The 17,414-nt window shown below is 56.8% G+C and carries 13 protein-coding genes and 1 tRNA gene; 7 read left to right on the top strand and 7 right to left on the bottom strand.

Annotation, left to right across the window (positions count from 1 at the left end):
- Positions 1-579, bottom strand: a 579-nt coding sequence (locus VGN12_08625; GenBank protein HEY4309501.1) for a transposase, incomplete at its 3' end; no start/stop codon positions are given.
- Between the two features lie 121 nt (positions 580-700).
- Between VGN12_08625 and VGN12_08620 the strand changes: the two genes are divergently transcribed.
- Positions 701-973, top strand: a complete 273-nt coding sequence (locus VGN12_08620; GenBank protein HEY4309500.1) for a hypothetical protein — start codon at positions 701-703, stop codon at positions 971-973.
- 1 nt (position 974) lies between these two features.
- Here VGN12_08620 and VGN12_08615 read toward each other — a convergent pair whose 3' ends face one another.
- The 3 genes from VGN12_08615 to VGN12_08605 all read right to left on the bottom strand — a co-directional run bounded on the left by VGN12_08615 (position 975) and on the right by VGN12_08605 (position 3,205).
- Positions 975-1,232, bottom strand: coding sequence for a HigA family addiction module antitoxin (locus VGN12_08615; protein ID HEY4309499.1), 258 nt, complete (start codon positions 1,230-1,232; stop codon positions 975-977).
- A gap of 1,284 nt (positions 1,233-2,516) precedes the next feature.
- Positions 2,517-2,954 (bottom strand): type II toxin-antitoxin system VapC family toxin, encoded by a 438-nt coding sequence (locus VGN12_08610; protein ID HEY4309498.1) that lies wholly within the window; start codon positions 2,952-2,954, stop codon positions 2,517-2,519.
- Complete coding sequence (locus VGN12_08605; GenBank protein HEY4309497.1) at positions 2,954-3,205, bottom strand: hypothetical protein; 252 nt, start codon at positions 3,203-3,205, stop codon at positions 2,954-2,956. Before VGN12_08605 ends, VGN12_08610 begins: the two co-directional genes overlap by 1 nt.
- 356 nt (positions 3,206-3,561) lie before the next feature.
- Between VGN12_08605 and VGN12_08600 the strand changes: the two genes are divergently transcribed.
- The 5 genes from VGN12_08600 (at position 3,562) to VGN12_08580 (ending at position 10,735) form a co-directional block, all read left to right on the top strand.
- On the top strand, positions 3,562-4,728 hold the full coding sequence (locus VGN12_08600) for a hypothetical protein (protein HEY4309496.1): 1,167 nt from the start codon (positions 3,562-3,564) through the stop codon (positions 4,726-4,728).
- Positions 4,729-4,782: 54 nt separating this feature from the next.
- A tRNA-Leu gene (locus VGN12_08595) sits at positions 4,783-4,868 on the top strand.
- Positions 4,869-5,591: 723 nt separating this feature from the next.
- Positions 5,592-8,909, top strand: coding sequence for a CHAT domain-containing protein (locus tag VGN12_08590; GenBank protein ID HEY4309495.1), 3,318 nt, complete (start codon positions 5,592-5,594; stop codon positions 8,907-8,909).
- Positions 8,900-9,616: a hypothetical protein gene (locus tag VGN12_08585; protein ID HEY4309494.1), complete on the top strand. Its 717-nt coding sequence runs from the start codon at positions 8,900-8,902 to the stop codon at positions 9,614-9,616. Before VGN12_08590 ends, VGN12_08585 begins: the two co-directional genes overlap by 10 nt.
- A gap of 585 nt (positions 9,617-10,201) precedes the next feature.
- A complete protein-coding gene (locus VGN12_08580; GenBank protein HEY4309493.1) occupies positions 10,202-10,735 on the top strand; it encodes an IS630 family transposase in 534 nt (177 codons plus the stop codon).
- Between the two features lie 118 nt (positions 10,736-10,853).
- Here VGN12_08580 and VGN12_08575 read toward each other — a convergent pair whose 3' ends face one another.
- Complete coding sequence (locus VGN12_08575; protein ID HEY4309492.1) at positions 10,854-11,228, bottom strand: recombinase family protein; 375 nt, start codon at positions 11,226-11,228, stop codon at positions 10,854-10,856.
- Positions 11,229-11,656: 428 nt separating this feature from the next.
- Positions 11,657-14,812 (bottom strand): hypothetical protein, encoded by a 3,156-nt coding sequence (locus tag VGN12_08570; protein ID HEY4309491.1) that lies wholly within the window; start codon positions 14,810-14,812, stop codon positions 11,657-11,659.
- 1,068 nt (positions 14,813-15,880) lie between these two features.
- Here VGN12_08570 and VGN12_08565 point away from each other — a divergent pair.
- Entirely contained in the window at positions 15,881-16,213 is a 333-nt protein-coding gene (locus VGN12_08565) for a hypothetical protein (GenBank protein ID HEY4309490.1), read from the top strand.
- 119 nt (positions 16,214-16,332) lie between these two features.
- On the opposite strand, the gene VGN12_08560 is transcribed toward VGN12_08565, so the two are convergent.
- Complete coding sequence (locus VGN12_08560) at positions 16,333-16,710, bottom strand: hypothetical protein (GenBank protein HEY4309489.1); 378 nt, start codon at positions 16,708-16,710, stop codon at positions 16,333-16,335.
- Positions 16,711-17,414: the final 704 nt, after the last annotated feature.

Genomic DNA, 17,414 nt, shown 5'->3' with positions numbered 1-17,414 from the left:
CTCGTGTTGCTCCTCGACGATCCCTTCTTCCTTCATCAACCGCCCGACATACTGCTTCCAGTCTTCTCCCGTGTCACGGCGGAGAATGCTCTTCATCGCCGCATTCGCCTCCAGCGTCGTGCTGTCGACGCCGACCGTCTTGCCCGAGAGAAGTCGCTTCTCGTCGGCGATCTTTAAAACGAACTGAAAGACCTCGTCGAACATTTCCGGCGGCAAGCGTTTCCGCGTGGTCGACAACGTCGAATGATCGGGCGTTGATTCTTGTGGTGCGTAGTTTAGAAACTCACGCAAGCTCAGGCTGTCACCGCATCGCCAGGCAATGCCCCGCTGGGAATCAATGCCCTCGAAATAACCGACCAAGAGCATCCGAAAGAACGTCCCCGGCGGAATGGACTCGCGGCCCGGCTTGTCGGCCCCCTCGTAGTACGGCTCACAACGACCCTCAATCCAGCGGTCGAACTCAGCCTCGGCCAACAGTTCGTTGAGCTTTCGGTAAAACGGATGCCCGGCCGAGCGGGCCAACTCCGCCGTCGCCACGAACAGCGACTCCTGCCGCCGCTTCCGCCGTCCCATCGACATCCGGCCATCCTCCTCGCCGAACCCTGATCTTATGCCAACATGAGCATAGCGCGACGGACAAACAATCAACAGCCTGCTAGACGATCGCTCTGTCTTATGCTTTAGCACGGCTATTCTGCTCATGTCTGGTTGCACTCACATGCAACTACGGCGCAGTACCGCCCATCAAGCCACGACACTGACCGAGATTCAGTACCAGCAGGTACTGAATAATCTCGCCATGGCGTCTTGCGACCCCTATGCTCTGCCGTCTTTGATATCCATAAAGAACGGCACCACCCAAGCCGCAGATACAGGGACCGGAGGTGTGCTACCGGGGGCTGAGACAAATGTATTGGTGCAACCCCTCTTAACTGGGACGCGCACGATCGTCGAGCAGTGGAGTACCGCCTAACCTAAATCGTCCCGGCAAGCTCATTGGCCTGCGCAAGATCGTAGGCCAACTGCAGCTTGAGCCACGCTTCCGGGCGGCTGCCGAAGGCCTTGGATAGGCGAATAGCCATTTCCGGCGACACGGCTGCTCGCCCGTTGATGACTCGCGACAGAGTTGGGCGAGCCACACCTAGAACCGCCGCGGCCTTCGTCACGCTCAATCCAAGCTCGTCAATGCAGTCGTGCTTGACGATCGTTCCCGGGTGGACTGGTCCCTTCATATAGATCTATCTCCCTAGTGGTAATCAACGAAATTGACATCATGCACGTGCTTCCCGCAGAAACGGAAAACAATCCGATGGTTCCGTGAGACCGTGATGCGCCAGAATCCGTTCGAATCGCCCCGCAACGTATGCAGATGAAAGCCTGGCAGGTCGACGTCATTTGGTTCCTCGGCGACATGCAAGAAGCTGAGAATGCGCTCCACCTTGTCGATGAGGTCCGGCCTGATCTTGCTGCGATCACGGTCGACGTATAGCAGCTTCAGTCCCTAATGACACCAACTGACAATCATCCTCTACTGTAGCGCGTAACGTTACGCCGCGCAAGCGAAAAGGCAGAGAACAACGATCGGCAATGCACCAGGCGTGCGCTGTCCGATCATAGGTAAGGCTCGTCGTGTCTCGCAATGTGACAGATTCCACGCACGGCTTCTGTGGCCTTGCAAAGTTTCTTGCACAGCCCATTTTGGTACATTGGTTTCTTCTGACAAGTCAATCGGTTATATAGCCACGCGATAGCACCTCGGCCCTATATCCAAACAACCTCCGGCACAAGGCGACGCGGTTCGGTAAAATCGTTGCAGGTAATACCCATCTGTGGCGTTGACTGAACGATCGACGCTTTCAACATGGTGCGGGGGAATATGCGGTGTTTTCGCCAGAAGCGAGAGCGGGACTTGCGAAGGTCCATCAAATCTTGAGCGAAATGTCTAACGCCTGGAACGACTGGCATTGGGGGAAGGCTGAAACGTACCCGCTGTGGGAATCAAAGGAGTATCTCGGGGTCTCCTTCCATATGGGCCAGAACGAATTGACGTCGGAAAAGCAAGTATGGCTTCGCGACAGGGGTTGGATTGCCCAAGTGTTCGAGGGTCGGATCGTTGTGGCGCCTTTGGTCTTTGTGACTTCGCAGAGCACTTATTATCATACGACGCCCGTTGAGAACCTCGATGGCATATTTGAGAACGACCTACTGACAGGACATGCGGCGGGACGAAGTACGTCTGATCGACGGGACTGTACGGGCCACATTTACGTGAGTCTCACTCTTGAATCAGCGCGCCAATGGGCAGGCGATCAACTCCTCGGAAATACAAACGTCGGACAAGAATGGGGTATCATCCAGATCGACGCGGACGCACTAAAGGGGCGGGTATTTCGTGACCCGGCCAGCACTACCGGTTACATGCTCGAAGACAATCGTGTGGCGAAGAGATTTCTGAGGGAGGTCGAGAGATTTCGGTCGGCTCGTTAGGTTTTTAGGGGCAGATCAGCCCGATGGAATCATACGCCGCTCGGCTCGGCGGCGGATATGCCTTTATAGCGGCGGAAATCCTGTCCATTAAAAGTCAGAATGGTCGAGATACGATGGGCAAGCATAATGGACACGAGACGGGCGTCATGGACGGCGACGCCAGATACGGAATACGTGACTACCAAGCCCTTCCAAATGTCGTGCGATTCGTCGTCCTCCGTCACGACGTCGCAGATGCGTTCAATCGTTGTCAGCCGGTTGGCTGCCCGTTCGACCAATAATCCATAACCGTTTTTGTCGACGGGCCGGGTTGAAACATTCCAAAACTCAGCCAGATTTTGCAATGCCACAACAAGCCGCTCCTCGCGTGCCCATAAGGTACGGAATGCCTGCCGAATGGGACGATATTCGGACGAGGAAACGTCAAAAGCTCGCAACAGAATGCCCGTGTCAACCAGACAAGGCATCAGTCGTGGTCGCGGTAAAGCTCAACGCGGGGGAATGAGCCATTGGGAGACGCGCCGTCGGTCGCTTCTTCATCGAGTAGCCGCTCTAATTCATCCAGAGATAGCCGGGAAGGTGGGCGAGGCAGCTTCGCTAGCAGCAGATTTTCCACGTACGACTGCAACGTCAGGCGTTGGGCAGCAGCTTTGGCACTGAGAGCAGCGGCGATCGCATCGTTTAATTGAACATTGACCATATGAAGCGAGTTTCTCACGTTTTTTCGTGATCGGCGAGCAGTTTTTTACGCAGTCAATCTTCTGCCTCGATTCGCTTAATTACCACATCGCCGGCCACCATAAGGCTCGTCGTGTCTCGCAATGCAACAGATTCTACGCACGGCTTCTGTGGACTTGCACACTTTCGTGCACAGCCCGCTTTGGCACATAGATTTCCGTTCACAATTCAATTGGTTATTGATGTACGCGCTAGCACCTGAACCTTTTACGTCTCAACAATAGCCAGAAGAAGAAATACTACACATCAATATCTTAAGAAACTGATTGACTGCTTACTCGCATCGAAATACCCTTGCACAGTCCTTACACAGTTTCACGGTCAAACCGGAGATGCATGGCCAAGCACATCTTGATGGGAGGCAAACTCCACCTCTATAGGCGACCGAACAGCTCGCACTGGCAGTGCTCCACCTATCTTGGCGGCGCTAACCGACGGAGAAGCACCAAGACCGACAGCCTGGAACACGCCATCGAGATCGCCGAGGACTGGTACTTCGGCCTTCGCGGTAAGCAGCAGGCCGGAATGCTCCGCACCGGCAAAACGTTCAAGGTCGCGGCCGAGCAATTCCTCAAGGAGTACGAGGTCCTGACCGAAGGTAAGCGCAGCCCGGAATGGATCGAGCTGGTGAAGCAAAAGCTCGACAAATATTTGGTTCCCTATTTCGGTCCGAAGGTCGTCTCGGAGATCACGCCCGGAATGGCGCAAGAATATCGCATTCACCGCGCCCAGAACGGCTATCGAGGCAAGTCGCCGGGTGCGAGCACGATCGAGCATGAGATGATCGCGCTTCGGCAGGTGCTGAAAACGGCCGTACGACACCGCTGGCTCGAATATGTCCCTGACTTTTCGCCCCCCTTTAAGGCCTCTCGGAAGGTGTCGCATCGTGCGTGGTTCTCCCCGACGGAGTATCGTCAGCTCTACGAAGCCACACGGGAACGGGCCAAGAATCCCAAGCACGAGCAATGGCGATGGGAATGCGAGCAGCTACATGACAAAGTTTTATTCCTCGCCAATAGCGGCTTGCGGCCCGACGAAGCAAGCCTACTAGAACTCAGGGACGTGGAAGTCATCAAGGATCGGGATACCAGAGAGACCATTCTCGAAATCGAAGTTCGCGGCAAAACGGGCGTGGGCTACTGCAAGACCATGCCAGGAGCCGTCGCGCCTTTCCTTCGCCTGAAAAAGCGGAATAACCTCGAGCCGGGCGATCGACTCTTCCCCAAGTCGCATCGGCAGCTTTTGCGAGACATTCTGGAGGAGCTAGGACTGCGATTTGATCGTCACGGTAATCGCCGGAGCGCCTACAGCCTGCGGCACACCTATATCTGCTTCCGGCTGATGGAGGGGGCCGACATCTACCAGCTAGCCAAGAACTGCCGCACCAGCGTCGAAATGATCCAGAAGCACTATGCGGCTCACATCAAGAACATGCTTGATGCATCCGCCATTAACGTACGCCGCTCAAAGGGACAGCAAGGTCGGAAGGAGACCGAGGTCTAATTCAGCACGATTTTCGTTGTCTCGTCCAAGATTCAGCGCTATAGCTACCGACCTGCGGGCGTGGCGGAACTGGTAGACGCGCGGCGTTCAGGTCGCCGTTCCCAAAAGGATTGTCGGTTCGATTCCGACCGCCCGCACCAAGCGCCAAGCGTTCAGTAATCCTTCGACATTAATCCGAAGCATAACGATCATTTTCTTCATCGGATGCTGACCGTATAGCACCGCCTGCTTCTCGCGGATTTGGTTTGAGAACGCGTCACAATGATATCTTCTTATTGCACTATTGGTGGGCGTGTTGATAGCAGCCGCCAAGTGGGCAGGCTACTTGGTTGGGAGGAGCGGAGCGTCAAGATCGCCCGTCGTCGCCGTAGTCATCCCGTTGGTATTTGAACTATCGACCGCAGTTGGGATTCAATCTGGGATCAAAACACATATTCGCTGTCCAGCTGACATCCTTGCGTCGATTGCAGCGCGATTTTGATAATTACAGCTTGCGACTGCTGCTTCTATGGTATTACTGATGACATGCGCGCGAGAGAATCGAAACCTGCTCCTACCACGAACGCGTCAGAATAGATCATCCCCCCATTCATGGCGATGCGCCCATCAACTTATTGACCTCTACCTTGGATAATGTCGAGGACGATCGACGGCTCCGGCAGGTTCGCACTTGAGGAGGCGAAGTCCGTTGCCATTCCTTGCTTCGCCCACGCGCCTGTGTGCAATTGCCGCTATCGATTTCTTGCAGAGTAAGAAACGAGCACCCATCCGCGATATCACAATTCGCTCGTCGATGATGTTCTACAAAGATAAATGTTAAGGCAGGCAGAATGAGATAACCTCATGAAGCGAGTCGGCATGAAATGAATGGGATTTCGAGAGAAGTCGTCGCAGATGCGCGGCGCATGATCTACCAAGGGCGGTACGCAGACGCCCTCACCCGATTGCATGACGTGGCGCCGACCGACCCCGAATATGGGGGCGCCGTCGAGTGGGCAGCACGGGCACTATTTGAGCAGGGTCGGATTCGCGACGCGGCCGAATACCTCCACTCTGTGATACTTCAGTGCATTCCAGCGCCTATGTCCGTTCGGTTTCGGCTCTGGCTCGCGTATGCTCATCTCTATGGCGTCGCCGCTGCCAACGAAGTCCACCCCTGGGACGCTTTCCAATCCGCTGCGTCAGTGGCCAAGGCTGCCTCCGATCCTATAACCCGGGCGCTCGCAACCGATCTTCTCGGCCGAGGAGCCGCTTTCCGGGTCGCACTCGGCTGGGATCCCCCGATCCACTTGCGCCGCGCCATCAAGCTGATGGAACGAGCGATCGACGAATACCTTAAAGCCGGTGACTCCAGGGAAGCTGTGCGTGCCAGACTACGACTCGCACACACATGCCTGCGACGTCCACATGGTGATCCAACTCGCGCTCAAGTCGAGCTGGAGCGGGCGGCTGGCGACGCTGCCACAATTGCATTTAGCGTAGCTGAGGCCGACGCCCGCCTCGCAATTGCCGAATTGGCTTGGGACAACTTTCACGCCAACTCGGTAGGAAACGATGCCTCGCCTTGGGAAGAGCAGTTCGAGCGGGTGGCCGCTTTATACCGTAAGGCCGGGCATGCATTTGGCGACGCGAAGATCAAGTGGACATTAGCAAGTGTGCTCCTGAAATACGGCCGCACTGATGGAGTCGAGATCGCCCGCAGCGCGGCCGATATTCTGGCGGCGGCGGGGGAGACGGTCCTTCAGCAAGATGTATGGAAAAGTCTGCATCTATGGCATATACGCCACGGCAATCCGACACTGGAACAGGAGGCTCGCGAACGTAGCGAGGCATTGAGTCGGACAATGGCATTCCCACTTGCCGCTGGCATCGACCAGCTTGCTTTCGCCGATAGCGCGTTGAGGGCTGGACAATATGGAGAGGCGGAGGAACGGCTTCGCATTGTCATCGGGGAATCGGCGTTTCGGGACGCTCACGTCTCCGCCCGACTGATCCTGTCGAACGTTTTGTCGCGGGCTAACCGGACTCGGGAGGCTATTGAGATGGTCTCCACTGTGATCGCAGAACTAGAAAGAGCCGGTGGCAGTGTATTTCTCTCCGATGCCCGGCTAATCCGAGCGACTTTGACATTCGACATAGACCGAAATGAGGCCAACCGGGATTTCGAGCGGCTTCTCGAAAACGATCTGGCGAGTGCAGACCCGGTGGGTGAAGCGAAACACCGGATGGCATGGCTGTGGTGCCAAATGGAATCAAACCGGAAGAGAGGGCAGCTGCCGGTGGTGACATCCGAGTTCGAAACTGAGTTCGACGCGGCGGAAGACGCGTTGCTCCCCCTCCGGACGCTTGAAGCCCGAAGCCAGCTCGGTAGCCTCTACCAACAGTGGGGGCAGATCGCTTTCCTAGCAAGACAGTGGGGTCAGTGCGGCCGTTCGTACACCGCCGCGGAGCAAGCATTCCGCGCCCTCGACCTCCGGCCTGACTTGGCTTTCACCTTGATTCACCAAGGCCTAGTCTTGGTACATCACGGACGGGAGCGAGATCGAAGCCTTTACATTTCCGCGCGCGAGCGGTTCAAGGAAGCTGAGCAACTCTTTCAAGAATGCGGTCTTACCGGCATGCTCTGGAATGCATTGTTCTACCAGGGGATCTGTGACCGCGAGGAGGGGAGCTACTGGGAGCAACCGAACAGCCTGGGGCAGCAATCTCAATGGAAGTCTGCTGAATTACTGTTCCTTCGCGCCTCGCGGATCATCGATGTGCAGCGGGGCAGTCTGATCGGTGAAACTGACCTGGCGGGGCAGGTCGCCAGGATGGGATTTGCACAGGACAAGCAGGAGGTTTACCGTGAGGGATTTCAGTTGGCCGCCCTTCTTCGCGAAGATAACTCGTCAGCGGTCCAGTGGTTAGAGCGGATGAAGGGCCGGGCAGTTCTCGACGCGCTAGCCGCAACGCCCTTGCCTCCAGACACATTCCACCCCCTAGTCACTCGCGACCAGGAATTGCGGGAACGGAAACGGAAAGTGGTCATTTTCTCCGAAGTTGAGAAACTGCAAAAGGACATTGACGATAATCTCGCGCAGATGGCTGCAGACCCGGGGACAGCCGGGTATGCAGCGTTGCGCCACACGGACCCGCCGTCCTGGATGATTGTCCGCGAGGCTCTCCGGGTAGAGGAAGCGCTGCGGCCGAATCGGCGTGTAGTGGTGGCCCAATTCTATCACGGCCCTGTCGGCACCCGCTTGTTCGGCATGCGGGCAGACTGGGAAATGCCGCGACTTACCCGACTTAATGTGGATTATAATCGACTCAACGAGTTCGCGGAATTCTGCTTCCGTGACGGGAACGGTGGCTCGCGAATGAAGAATGATCGCTTGGATCGAGAGTGGGCGAGCTTCGCCCCTCTGATCGCTCCGTTGAGGGGGTGGACGGAGCCGGGAGACGCTGTCGTGCTCATCCCACATAACGAACTCCACAACCTACCGCTTCACACCCTTCCCGTTGGGGAAGAGGTCCTCGGTGACCGCAATCCGGTGACGTACGCCCCGAGTCTGTCAGTCCTTTATCACCTCATGCACCGCCAGCGGAGTTCTGCTTCCGCCAATCAGCCGGTGCGGTCCGCCACGTTCGGCGACCCGACTGAGGATCGCTTCCACATTCGCGCCGCAGTGATGGAGGTCGCTGATAAGGGGGGCTTTCGGAGCGTGCCCAAAATCGGCACCGAGGTGACTCGCGAACAGCTCCTAGCGGCGCTGCAGGATAGCGACCGTTTCCTTTACGCGGGGCACGGAGAATTTGAAGCAGCCGACGGGTTGCGGTCAGGCCTCCGGATGGCAAATGGTATCCGCTTGACTGCCGGCGACGTGTTCGGGCTCACCCGCGCCCCGGCGCTCGTGGTGCTTAGCGGATGCGTAACCGGGGTTAGTGAGCGGAGGTCTGGGGACGAACTACTCGGAATGGTTCGTGCACTTCTGCTGAAAGGCGCCAACGCGGTTGTCGCGAGCCAATGGAAAGTGCCCGATGAGGCCACGGCGGCGCTGGTCCGGGCACTGGCTCAGGGCGTCTCAGCGGGGCTTAGTGCCGCAGACGCGCTTCAGGCGGCATCCAAAGCTGTTCGAGTCGAGAAGGGGCGCGTACACTCCTACTACTGGGGAGGTTTCGTCACTTACGGATGGGGTTGATCAAGAAAGGGGTAGCGATGGAAGAAATAGTATTCGAGGTTAACTTGGATTTGAACATAGAAGCCCTCCATGAGTTGTCCGGGGACGATCAGGTGGCCTATGAAGAAGTTCGGATATGGGGCAGGAGCAACCATCTAGCAATCCGCCGCGGCGCATTGAGTAAACAAGAGATCGACTATGGCCGGAGGGCGGTGTGGGAAGTTCCGTTGCAGTGCCTTGTTCACCCCCACCCAGAGTGTCGGTTCCGTTACTTACGGTTGTCGGTGGACTTTCGGCAGGAGATGGACGGGGCTGACCTGCGTAGCGTGAGGATCGAGGACCTCAGCCCGCAAAAGGTGGACGGAAAAGACCCAGTTCGTATTGTGACAAAACGGTCCGGGGATCTCTCGTTCGAGTTTGAGACGATCGGCATGGGGGGAACCGCGTCCGCCACGATGAGCCAGGAGAGCCAAGTGTACTTTCCGGTGGTACGAGGATCCAAGGTCATTGCTGGGCTTGCTGTGTGGGATTTCGAGCCATTGCCCGGGGCACCACTCTACGTTGATCGAGAGTTGCGGCTTCTGGTATCTGCCCCCACAGCGCCTCCAGGCGGATTGCACGCCGAGTTCCGGGTTGAAACTGGGGTCCGCATTGAGGGACTTCGGGGGATGGTTCCCTTAATCGGCCGCCAGTCGATCGACCTTACCGCAAGGCAGCTATTGAATTGACGACGTCTTCGCTACGGCGTCCATTCCACAGCGAGCGATGACCAGTCCGAAAGACTTTGTTGCGATCTCGTTAGATCTTACACGCACTTACAGATCAGGAGGACCTGGGCAAGGGATCCTACCACAAAGCATCCGACCGCGGTCATAATCCGTCCGGTAAGTCGCCACCTTTCTAATCGCACGATCTACTCCCTTCAAATTGACGGCGTGCGCGAGTATTATCGTTGGCGGACGAAGTACGGTGGGATGGATCCGCAGATGGCGCGGCAGCTTCAGGAGTTGCAGAGCAGAATGCGCGGTTGAAGCGTCTGGTAGCGGAGCAGGCGCTGGACAATCAGATTCTGCATGAGGCCGCCCGCCCAAACTGGTAAGCCCCGAGCGCCCATCGCTATCAGTACACACCTTTGTTACATACTGCCGCTTGCAAATGAACGTCTGTGAATTCGTCCTTGCACCCAGAATAACTTTGATACAAGTATACATTGCAGAACGGAAATTCCGTCAAGTCAACGTTGCGCGGAGCAATGAGTCTTACTCCTCCCTGCGCGGCGTTTGAACCGCGGATATCGCTAGCACCGTAGTAAGGTGCATGAGCACTCCTGGCCCTGCGGCGGACTCGATGGTCCGTCGTGTGATTGCCGTGGAACTCCTACGGGACGGGAAAGTCTCACGGAAGTTGCTGACCTATTATCTGTCAGCGTGTCGAGTATCAAACGCTGGAAGAAGGCCTTTCAGCAAGGCGGTTTGGCGGCGCTAGCCTCCAAACGCCACCCTGGTCCGAAGTCGAAACTCAGCATGCCCCAAAAACATCGGCTGCGAGAGATTCTGCTACGAGGTCCGCTGGCTGCGGGCTTCCACACGGATCTGTGGACCTGTGCACGTGTTGCAGAGGTGGTCGAGCGCGAGTTCGGCGTTGCCTACCATCCCGATCACCTCGGTCGCATCCTGCACGATCTGGGCTTCAGTCCGCAGAAGCCGCAACGCCGGGCTCGCGAACGGGACGAAGCGGCTATCGAGCGCTGGCGCCGGGAGGACTGGCCGCGGATCAAAAAGGGGGACGACGCCGTCAAGCTACCATCGTCCTTCTCGATGAAACGGGCTTCCTCCTGCAGCCGTTGAATCGACGAACTTGGGCGCCGACGGGCGTTCGGCCGCAGCAGTATGCCTGGGATCGCCATGATCGCTTGAGCGTCATCGGCAGCTTGAGCATCTCGCCACGACGCCGACGGCTGAACGTCTACTTCCGTCGCATCATGCGACCGGCGGGCGTATGTTCAGTCGGTTGCGAGACCGAAATGAAGGGCACCTGATACTCGGATTCGAGTCGTTCCAGTTCCACGTAGTCGTAGAGATTTCGGGCGGCCCTATCGACTTTGTAGAAGAGAAGGCCGTCGATTTCAGCACAGTGCTTCTTCGTATACGCGATCAGTTGGCGAAAAGCCTTTCGCTCCTCGGCTTTGCTAGCCGTTTCGGCGACTCGAAAGAACTGGACTATCGCTCCATTCGCATCTTTGGCGTATCGCTTTAGAGCATCCTCTTGAATTGCGAGAGAAAACCCTTCGCGTTCTTGCTCGCGGCTGCTCACGCGAGCCAATGCACCGAACTTCTTCATGGCTGACCCTTTAATGATGCCGAGAAGTGCCATTTTGGGTGCCATTTTACCAGAGTCTGGCGAGATCAGGAGACACAGGGCGCGAAAAATCGGATCGGCTAGTGCGGGAACCGGGCAACCATCGGACGCGAAGTGGTGGAACGCGCGATACTTGACTCGGTGCGCACCTCACCTGAACGAAAACGATCCGTTCGTCATTCTCGAAGCCAAATGCCAAGGTCTTTTGTACGTCGCTGATCGGCGGCCGCCTCATGGTATTCACCTAGGACGGTTCGTCATTTGCAATTAAGGCTTACGAATTCTGACTGTGAGAAAGTCCTCCCCACGACATACTCGATACTCGGACTACCATGGCTCACCATCGCAAATCGCGATGTGCCCATCGATCCGTCGGTAAGGCTAATCTGGCACGGCCGAAAGTCGCCGATTCAAGGCCGGACAAAGTCCTTTGCTAAGCCGTCAATCGTTTCCTGTGGTATCAACTCGGGCAAGGCGCTCTGGAGGCGGACGGCAACTTCCGGATCGGCGCGATAGATTTCTTCGACGAGTTCGTCTAGCCCGCAAATGTGTTTCTTAGTCGATGACATTACTTTGCAGGTTGCAGCAATCTGATTCGTATCGAGCGCCCGGACCAAATCGCCGGTCAAGCGCGTTGAAGCTTTGCGGATTTTCGCCAAACTCCATGTCAGTTCGTAGAGATTTCCTGGACGCACTTGGAAAGAAATATCGACGCGGTGCTTCGTAAAAAAGTCGGGGAGACATTTTGCGGCCCCAATAACGACGTCGGCGCAATCTACTTTGATCCATTCTCGGATGATCGCTGGCGAGAGCGTAAATGCGACGTCACCCACGAGCGAGGAGTCGTTGTTTCCGAGCACGGAAAGAAAGCTTCCGACATTCCTTCCTGAATCGGCTTCTAGCAATTCCCGCAGTTTCTGCGCGCCGATCTTTCTGAACAACGTTCCAGCACGTGCGGGATCCATAGTGTTGAGCGTGTAAACGATTGGCTTCAAATCTTCGAGCGACGTCGGTGCGCTGATCCACGACAAAAGTTCGTCGTCGGAAAACTGGGCCAACAGTTCTCGTGCGGCTACCTGATCGAAGTCAAAGACCTCTCGAATTAGATGAAGGTTTTTGGTTCGCATCAAGAATTCGCGAGCGTATGGAGTGATTTGCCGAAGCGTGTCTGGATTCGCCACCGCTATTTCCTTTAGCAGGTCGTTCAGGCCACGGGCCACGTACTCATCGTCGGCGCGAGAGTCGGCAAGTTTTGCACCCAAAGCCTTTCGATCGAGTTTCGATACTAGCTTCTGCGCCGATTCGGCGTCGGCAAGTCGGGTATTACGTATGCAGAAGGCAATATCGAAGTAGTCGGCACTCTGATCAATCATCGAAACAAGTGATAGGTCATCGATTGTGCGGGCAATTCTCCGTACGACCTCTGGATCAGAATCGTTATGCGGCAAGGATGTAATCACCCGACCTGCCGCGCGCAAATTGTCGCGACCTTCCGCGATTGCAGCGGCCGTAGGAAATCGTGCGAGCTCTGGTGGCTGGGCAGATTGCGAAAAAGCGCCAACCGGGGCCACATGCGCTCCGCGATCATTCGATACCGCGAACGCACCGATCGAGTCGGAGTCCAAGGGCGGAGTAAATCCCTCCGACGCCTTGACCGCCGCAATTTGGTCGTGGGCCTGTTCGGCGGCCTGCCCGGCCAACGCCATTGCTGTCGCGTTCATCTTGCTAAACATTTCGAAATCGCGCCTGTGTTTGGCTTCCATGGCATCGAGAGTGCTCAATAGGGTCTCAAGAATCGGTGTGGAGAACTCCGGGTCGGCAGCCCTCAGTCCACACGCCAGCATCTTTAGCTTTCGCGTGTCCTGTTCTCCGTTGAGGAGGGATAAGAAATGCTGAGACCCAATATTGCCGACGAGGCGTGCTGAAAGGCCTTGATCGGACTCTCCCAGTGCCCATAGCAGGATCCCCAACGTCCAGGAGTCGCTAGTTTCTCGGATGCGATTGAGCATCTCGCCGATCGAAATACTCCGTGCAAGTTTGCCCGCAAGTTCAGCATCGGCGCGTACGAGCCCCCAGAGCAAGGCGGCCAACTCACCCGTCGGCAGCGCGCTCGTGATTTGGGCCACGAAACGCTCCGTCGACAAACAACTCGCGAACCGTTTGGCGCGCTCTTTGTTAATAGCGGCTAGGGTTTCGAGCACCCAGCCGACGCGAGCGACTTCGGATTCGACTGCGAGTCGACCGCTGAGACCGTCCCGCTCCAATTTATCGGCGAGGATTTCGGCGGTTGACGGATCGACGCGATCGATGGCCCACAACAGGCTGCCGACCACGCCAACGTTCGGTTCGCGTCGACACATCTCGCTGATAGTTTGCGGAACCAACGATTGTGCGAATTCTTTGGCGATTTCAGGATCAAACGATCGCGTGCCCGTGATTAGCCAGGCTAAATCCTTCACTGAGCCCTCCATTCGCTTGAGATCGGATAGCTTCAGCTTAAGAACCTCCGCACCGCCGCCTTTCTTCAAGTTGGCGAGGGCGACAAGCGCCCGCCCCACATGCCCACGGTGGCGGTCGTTGCTGAGGAGAGTGGATAGCTGAGCAAGCGCCTCCGTCCGTTCGGCCTCGGAGAATGCAACAACGAAAGGACATCTGAATTCCAAAGGTGAGACGGACAAGTTTAGCAGCAGTGAATCATAATCAGGGATTCCAGCTTTCAACGCCCAAATCACAAGAGGCCCGCCAAGCTTCTTTACGCCGAGCTTTCTTTTGAGCAATTGGACTCCCGGTGACTGGTCCTCGACCGCGTCCAGAAGTGCGGCGCAGAGCCATCGATCGGACATTACAAGCGAACCGTGCCCCTCCGTGACCACGCCTTGCCGCACCAATTCGGTAAGCGACCCGTCCTCAAAGCCGAGGTCATCGGTCAACAGGCTGCGCGGAACCGACGCTGAGAAATACGAGTAGAACGCCACCGTCAGCGCGGCAGCGCTCGAATCCACACTCCTCGATTCGAGAGGATCGAGTACTCGTTTGCCGACAAAGCGGGCTAGCGCAGCTTGTCCGTCGGCTTCGTCAGGAACGTCTCCCCCTCGCCACTCTGACAGCAATGCAGAGAGGAGCCAGAGATTGAATTCGTTTTCGCGAGCCGCTCGAAAGAATAGGCTGTACGACGGTCCTCGGCTCCAATACGTCATCAGCTGCACCGTTCTCGGGCCAACCTCGCGATTCAACGCCTTTTTGGCGTAAATTCCGACGAGCACTTTGGCGTAACGCTCTTCATCGATCGTCGTCCTTGGGATCTCCAAGAGCGGCGTTTGGACATACGGCCGTGACTGCAGGAGTGAGGCGATGGAAGGATCAGTGGAAACAAGCACCTTCATTTTTCGCGTGTGGTCACGGATGTCGGAAAATAATCGGTCGACATCGTCTGGGCGGACCTGGGCGTTCTCGACGATGAGGTAGGAATTCTCCGCGTCGAACCTCGACCAATCGGGTGGGAAGATTGGCGACCCAGGCCACGTCCAAGCGTCAGTGATATAGACATGCTTGCCGCGGCGGATCAATTCCCAACCGACAAATCGCGCGAGTTGCTCTCGCCAAGCCGCCGATTTGCCTACAAGCAAGTGATATCGACTCAAATCGAGCGGCGCGATTATTTGGTCGGCGTCCTCACTCGAATAAGGATGGTAGCCCTGTTCCAAGTCGCTCCACGACAGGCCGGTGGGTCGAAAGAATGTTGCAGGCACGGCTTCATGGCGGCCTAGAACGGTTGCCAAGTCTCGCATGGAGATGGGGCGAGCCTCGGCCGTTTGAAATGAATATGTGACCTCGGACCGCTGCTGGTCCCCAGCGACTATATTGACCTGCGAGCCTTCGATGTTACCAATGATGATGCCTCGATCCGCAGCGCGCACTTCATCGGCTTTGCTCGTTTCGGTCGGGCGATTGACAAGCGGTGGTTTGTCAATCGTGGATCGCAAAGGCATCGGGACAATTAGAGCCACCGCGCCAATCGCCGCCGCAACCCCGAAACGGACCATCCGGCGGTCGAAAGGAGCGCGAACTCGAAGCAAGCTGGGCAGCGTCAGTCCCAGCGCGGCCGCCCCCGCGGCAAACGCCAGCCGCGACAAAATGAATGAGCCCCCGCCAGCCGACTTCCCGTTGCCGAATAGGAGGCACGCAACCGTGCCGGCAGCCGCCAGTAGACTGACGCCGATCATCGGCCTACTTCTTCGCACACTTGCGGAGAGAATTCCCTTGTGCGCCACGACACGACCCACAGTGCTCCCCTCCGAGATGATGGGAAAGAGCGGTGCGGATTCGATTCGTGGCCCGCTCACTGAGCGCAGTTCAGGCAGGACGGCGGCGTTGCCGTAAAGTTCCTTAGTCCGCGCTCGGACTTGAATGCAAAGCGTTTCGAAGGAGAGTCGTCCGCGTTCGGTGCCAATCTTCGTGACGTCAATCGGGCTATCGGAACCGTGGACAACGTCGAGCATTGCACCGGTGAACTGTGTACGAATGCGCGACGATGATCCCGTAGACCGTGATTGCGAAAGGTCATTTGCGCGGGACGAACAAAGGACGCAGGCGCCTTTGGGCGATTGCCACGTCGCCTTTTCAACCGCCGCCGCATGGCACGCATCGACGATCACGAAGTGACGGCAGTTCCGCGCCCCTTCGGTAAGCAGACGCGCGATGCCGGCTGCCGGAAGGAACGTCGTCGGGTATTGGTTCTTCTTGGACCGGCGGAGAGCGAAGTAAAAATGCCCTTCGTAGATTTGACCTTGTCCCAGCAAGTACAGGATGACGTTGCGAACCGTTGCATCGTCGGAACCGACCCTCCGAGAGAGAAAGTCAAGTATCCGGCCGGTAACCGTATCGGGCGAATCGAGGGTATCGAAAATCTCCAGGATGTCGCCATCGGTCAAGGCCAAGCCGTTCGAATGGCGCAGGTAGCCGCTTAAATCGCTGAACGAATTCAGGAATGACTCACCGCCAGGGATTTCCAACTCTGGCCAGTCGCTGGCCCCAATGAGAATCGCCACCGTGTCGTTTGCCGGCGTGAAGTGCTCTGACATAAAAGTCAGTCGGATTGAGGGGCCGTTTCTGACTGGACCAAAGACTGGGCGAGGATCTTCTCCGCGTCAGGATTCGTCAGCTCAACTCGCACAGCACTGCCGTGCTTGGCTTCGATGATCAACGCTTTGTCGCGGTGCGATTCTCGCCAAAGCTTAATGGTTTCAACTATGAACAAGGCCGCGATGACGCCCGTATGCACGATTTCCAGGACGTCACCGGATACATCTTGCGCGTTCGGGTCGGAGCGAGTCGTGCTCACATTGAGCCCTGCTACGTTCTGTTCGGCGCCGCGATTAAGTAACTCGTCGCGTAGCAACGCTGCCGCCGCGCCAGAATCGGCGGGATCAATTCCTTCAACGCGAATCCGTATCGTCTTCGGCATGAATGACCTCCGGGGGGTGGCGTCGACATCGTCGATTCGGCTTCGCGGCCGATCGCAAACAGCCGCTTCACCGTAGGAATGGATTACCAACCTCGCGATCCCTAAGACGCTTGCGTAAGAAGATTCTAATCCTCGTCGAATGGGGGCCGCAAGCCGGTCCTTATCCGATAATGATATCGATTGTCGTTATTTTAAGGCAGTTCCTGGAGCGCAGGCCAAGTTGGACTTTACAACAGTCAAAGCAACTTTCGACGGCTCCGCCGCGGGAAAATTGGGGCTGTCCCATAAGACGGTTACCGAGCCGCAGTGAGAAAACGGTATCGCGAAATCTTGCCGGCACTGTCGATTGTCAGGATGGCCGCAGGGTCTACTGTGTGAGACTGGGGAAGGGTGCCGACAATGCCGCAATTCGATCTGAAATTCTTTCCTTTCTTCGTGGAGAGACAAGATGGCAATGCCCCTTGCGTTTCGCTGGCGAAGAATACACGGCTGGTGCGCGATAACTTTCAGCGATCTCGCTCTAGCAGCCCGTTGATCTAACGGTTGTTTGTGATTCCGTCAGGACCTGGTAGCGCGCGAGTGTGGAACTGTGAAGCGTATCAGCGGTGCGATAAATCGATCATGAGCGTTCGCGGTGGTAATCCTGACCGTCGCCGCAATAAGTTTCGTAAGTACAGCGAGTGCGCGAAGTCCCTGGAGGGTTT

It is taken from the genome of Pirellulales bacterium (assembly GCA_036499395.1).
Classification (GTDB): Bacteria; Planctomycetota; Planctomycetia; order Pirellulales; family JACPPG01; genus JACPPG01.
Note: the sequence above shows the minus strand (reverse complement) of the source record. Positions and strands in the feature narration are given on the sequence as shown.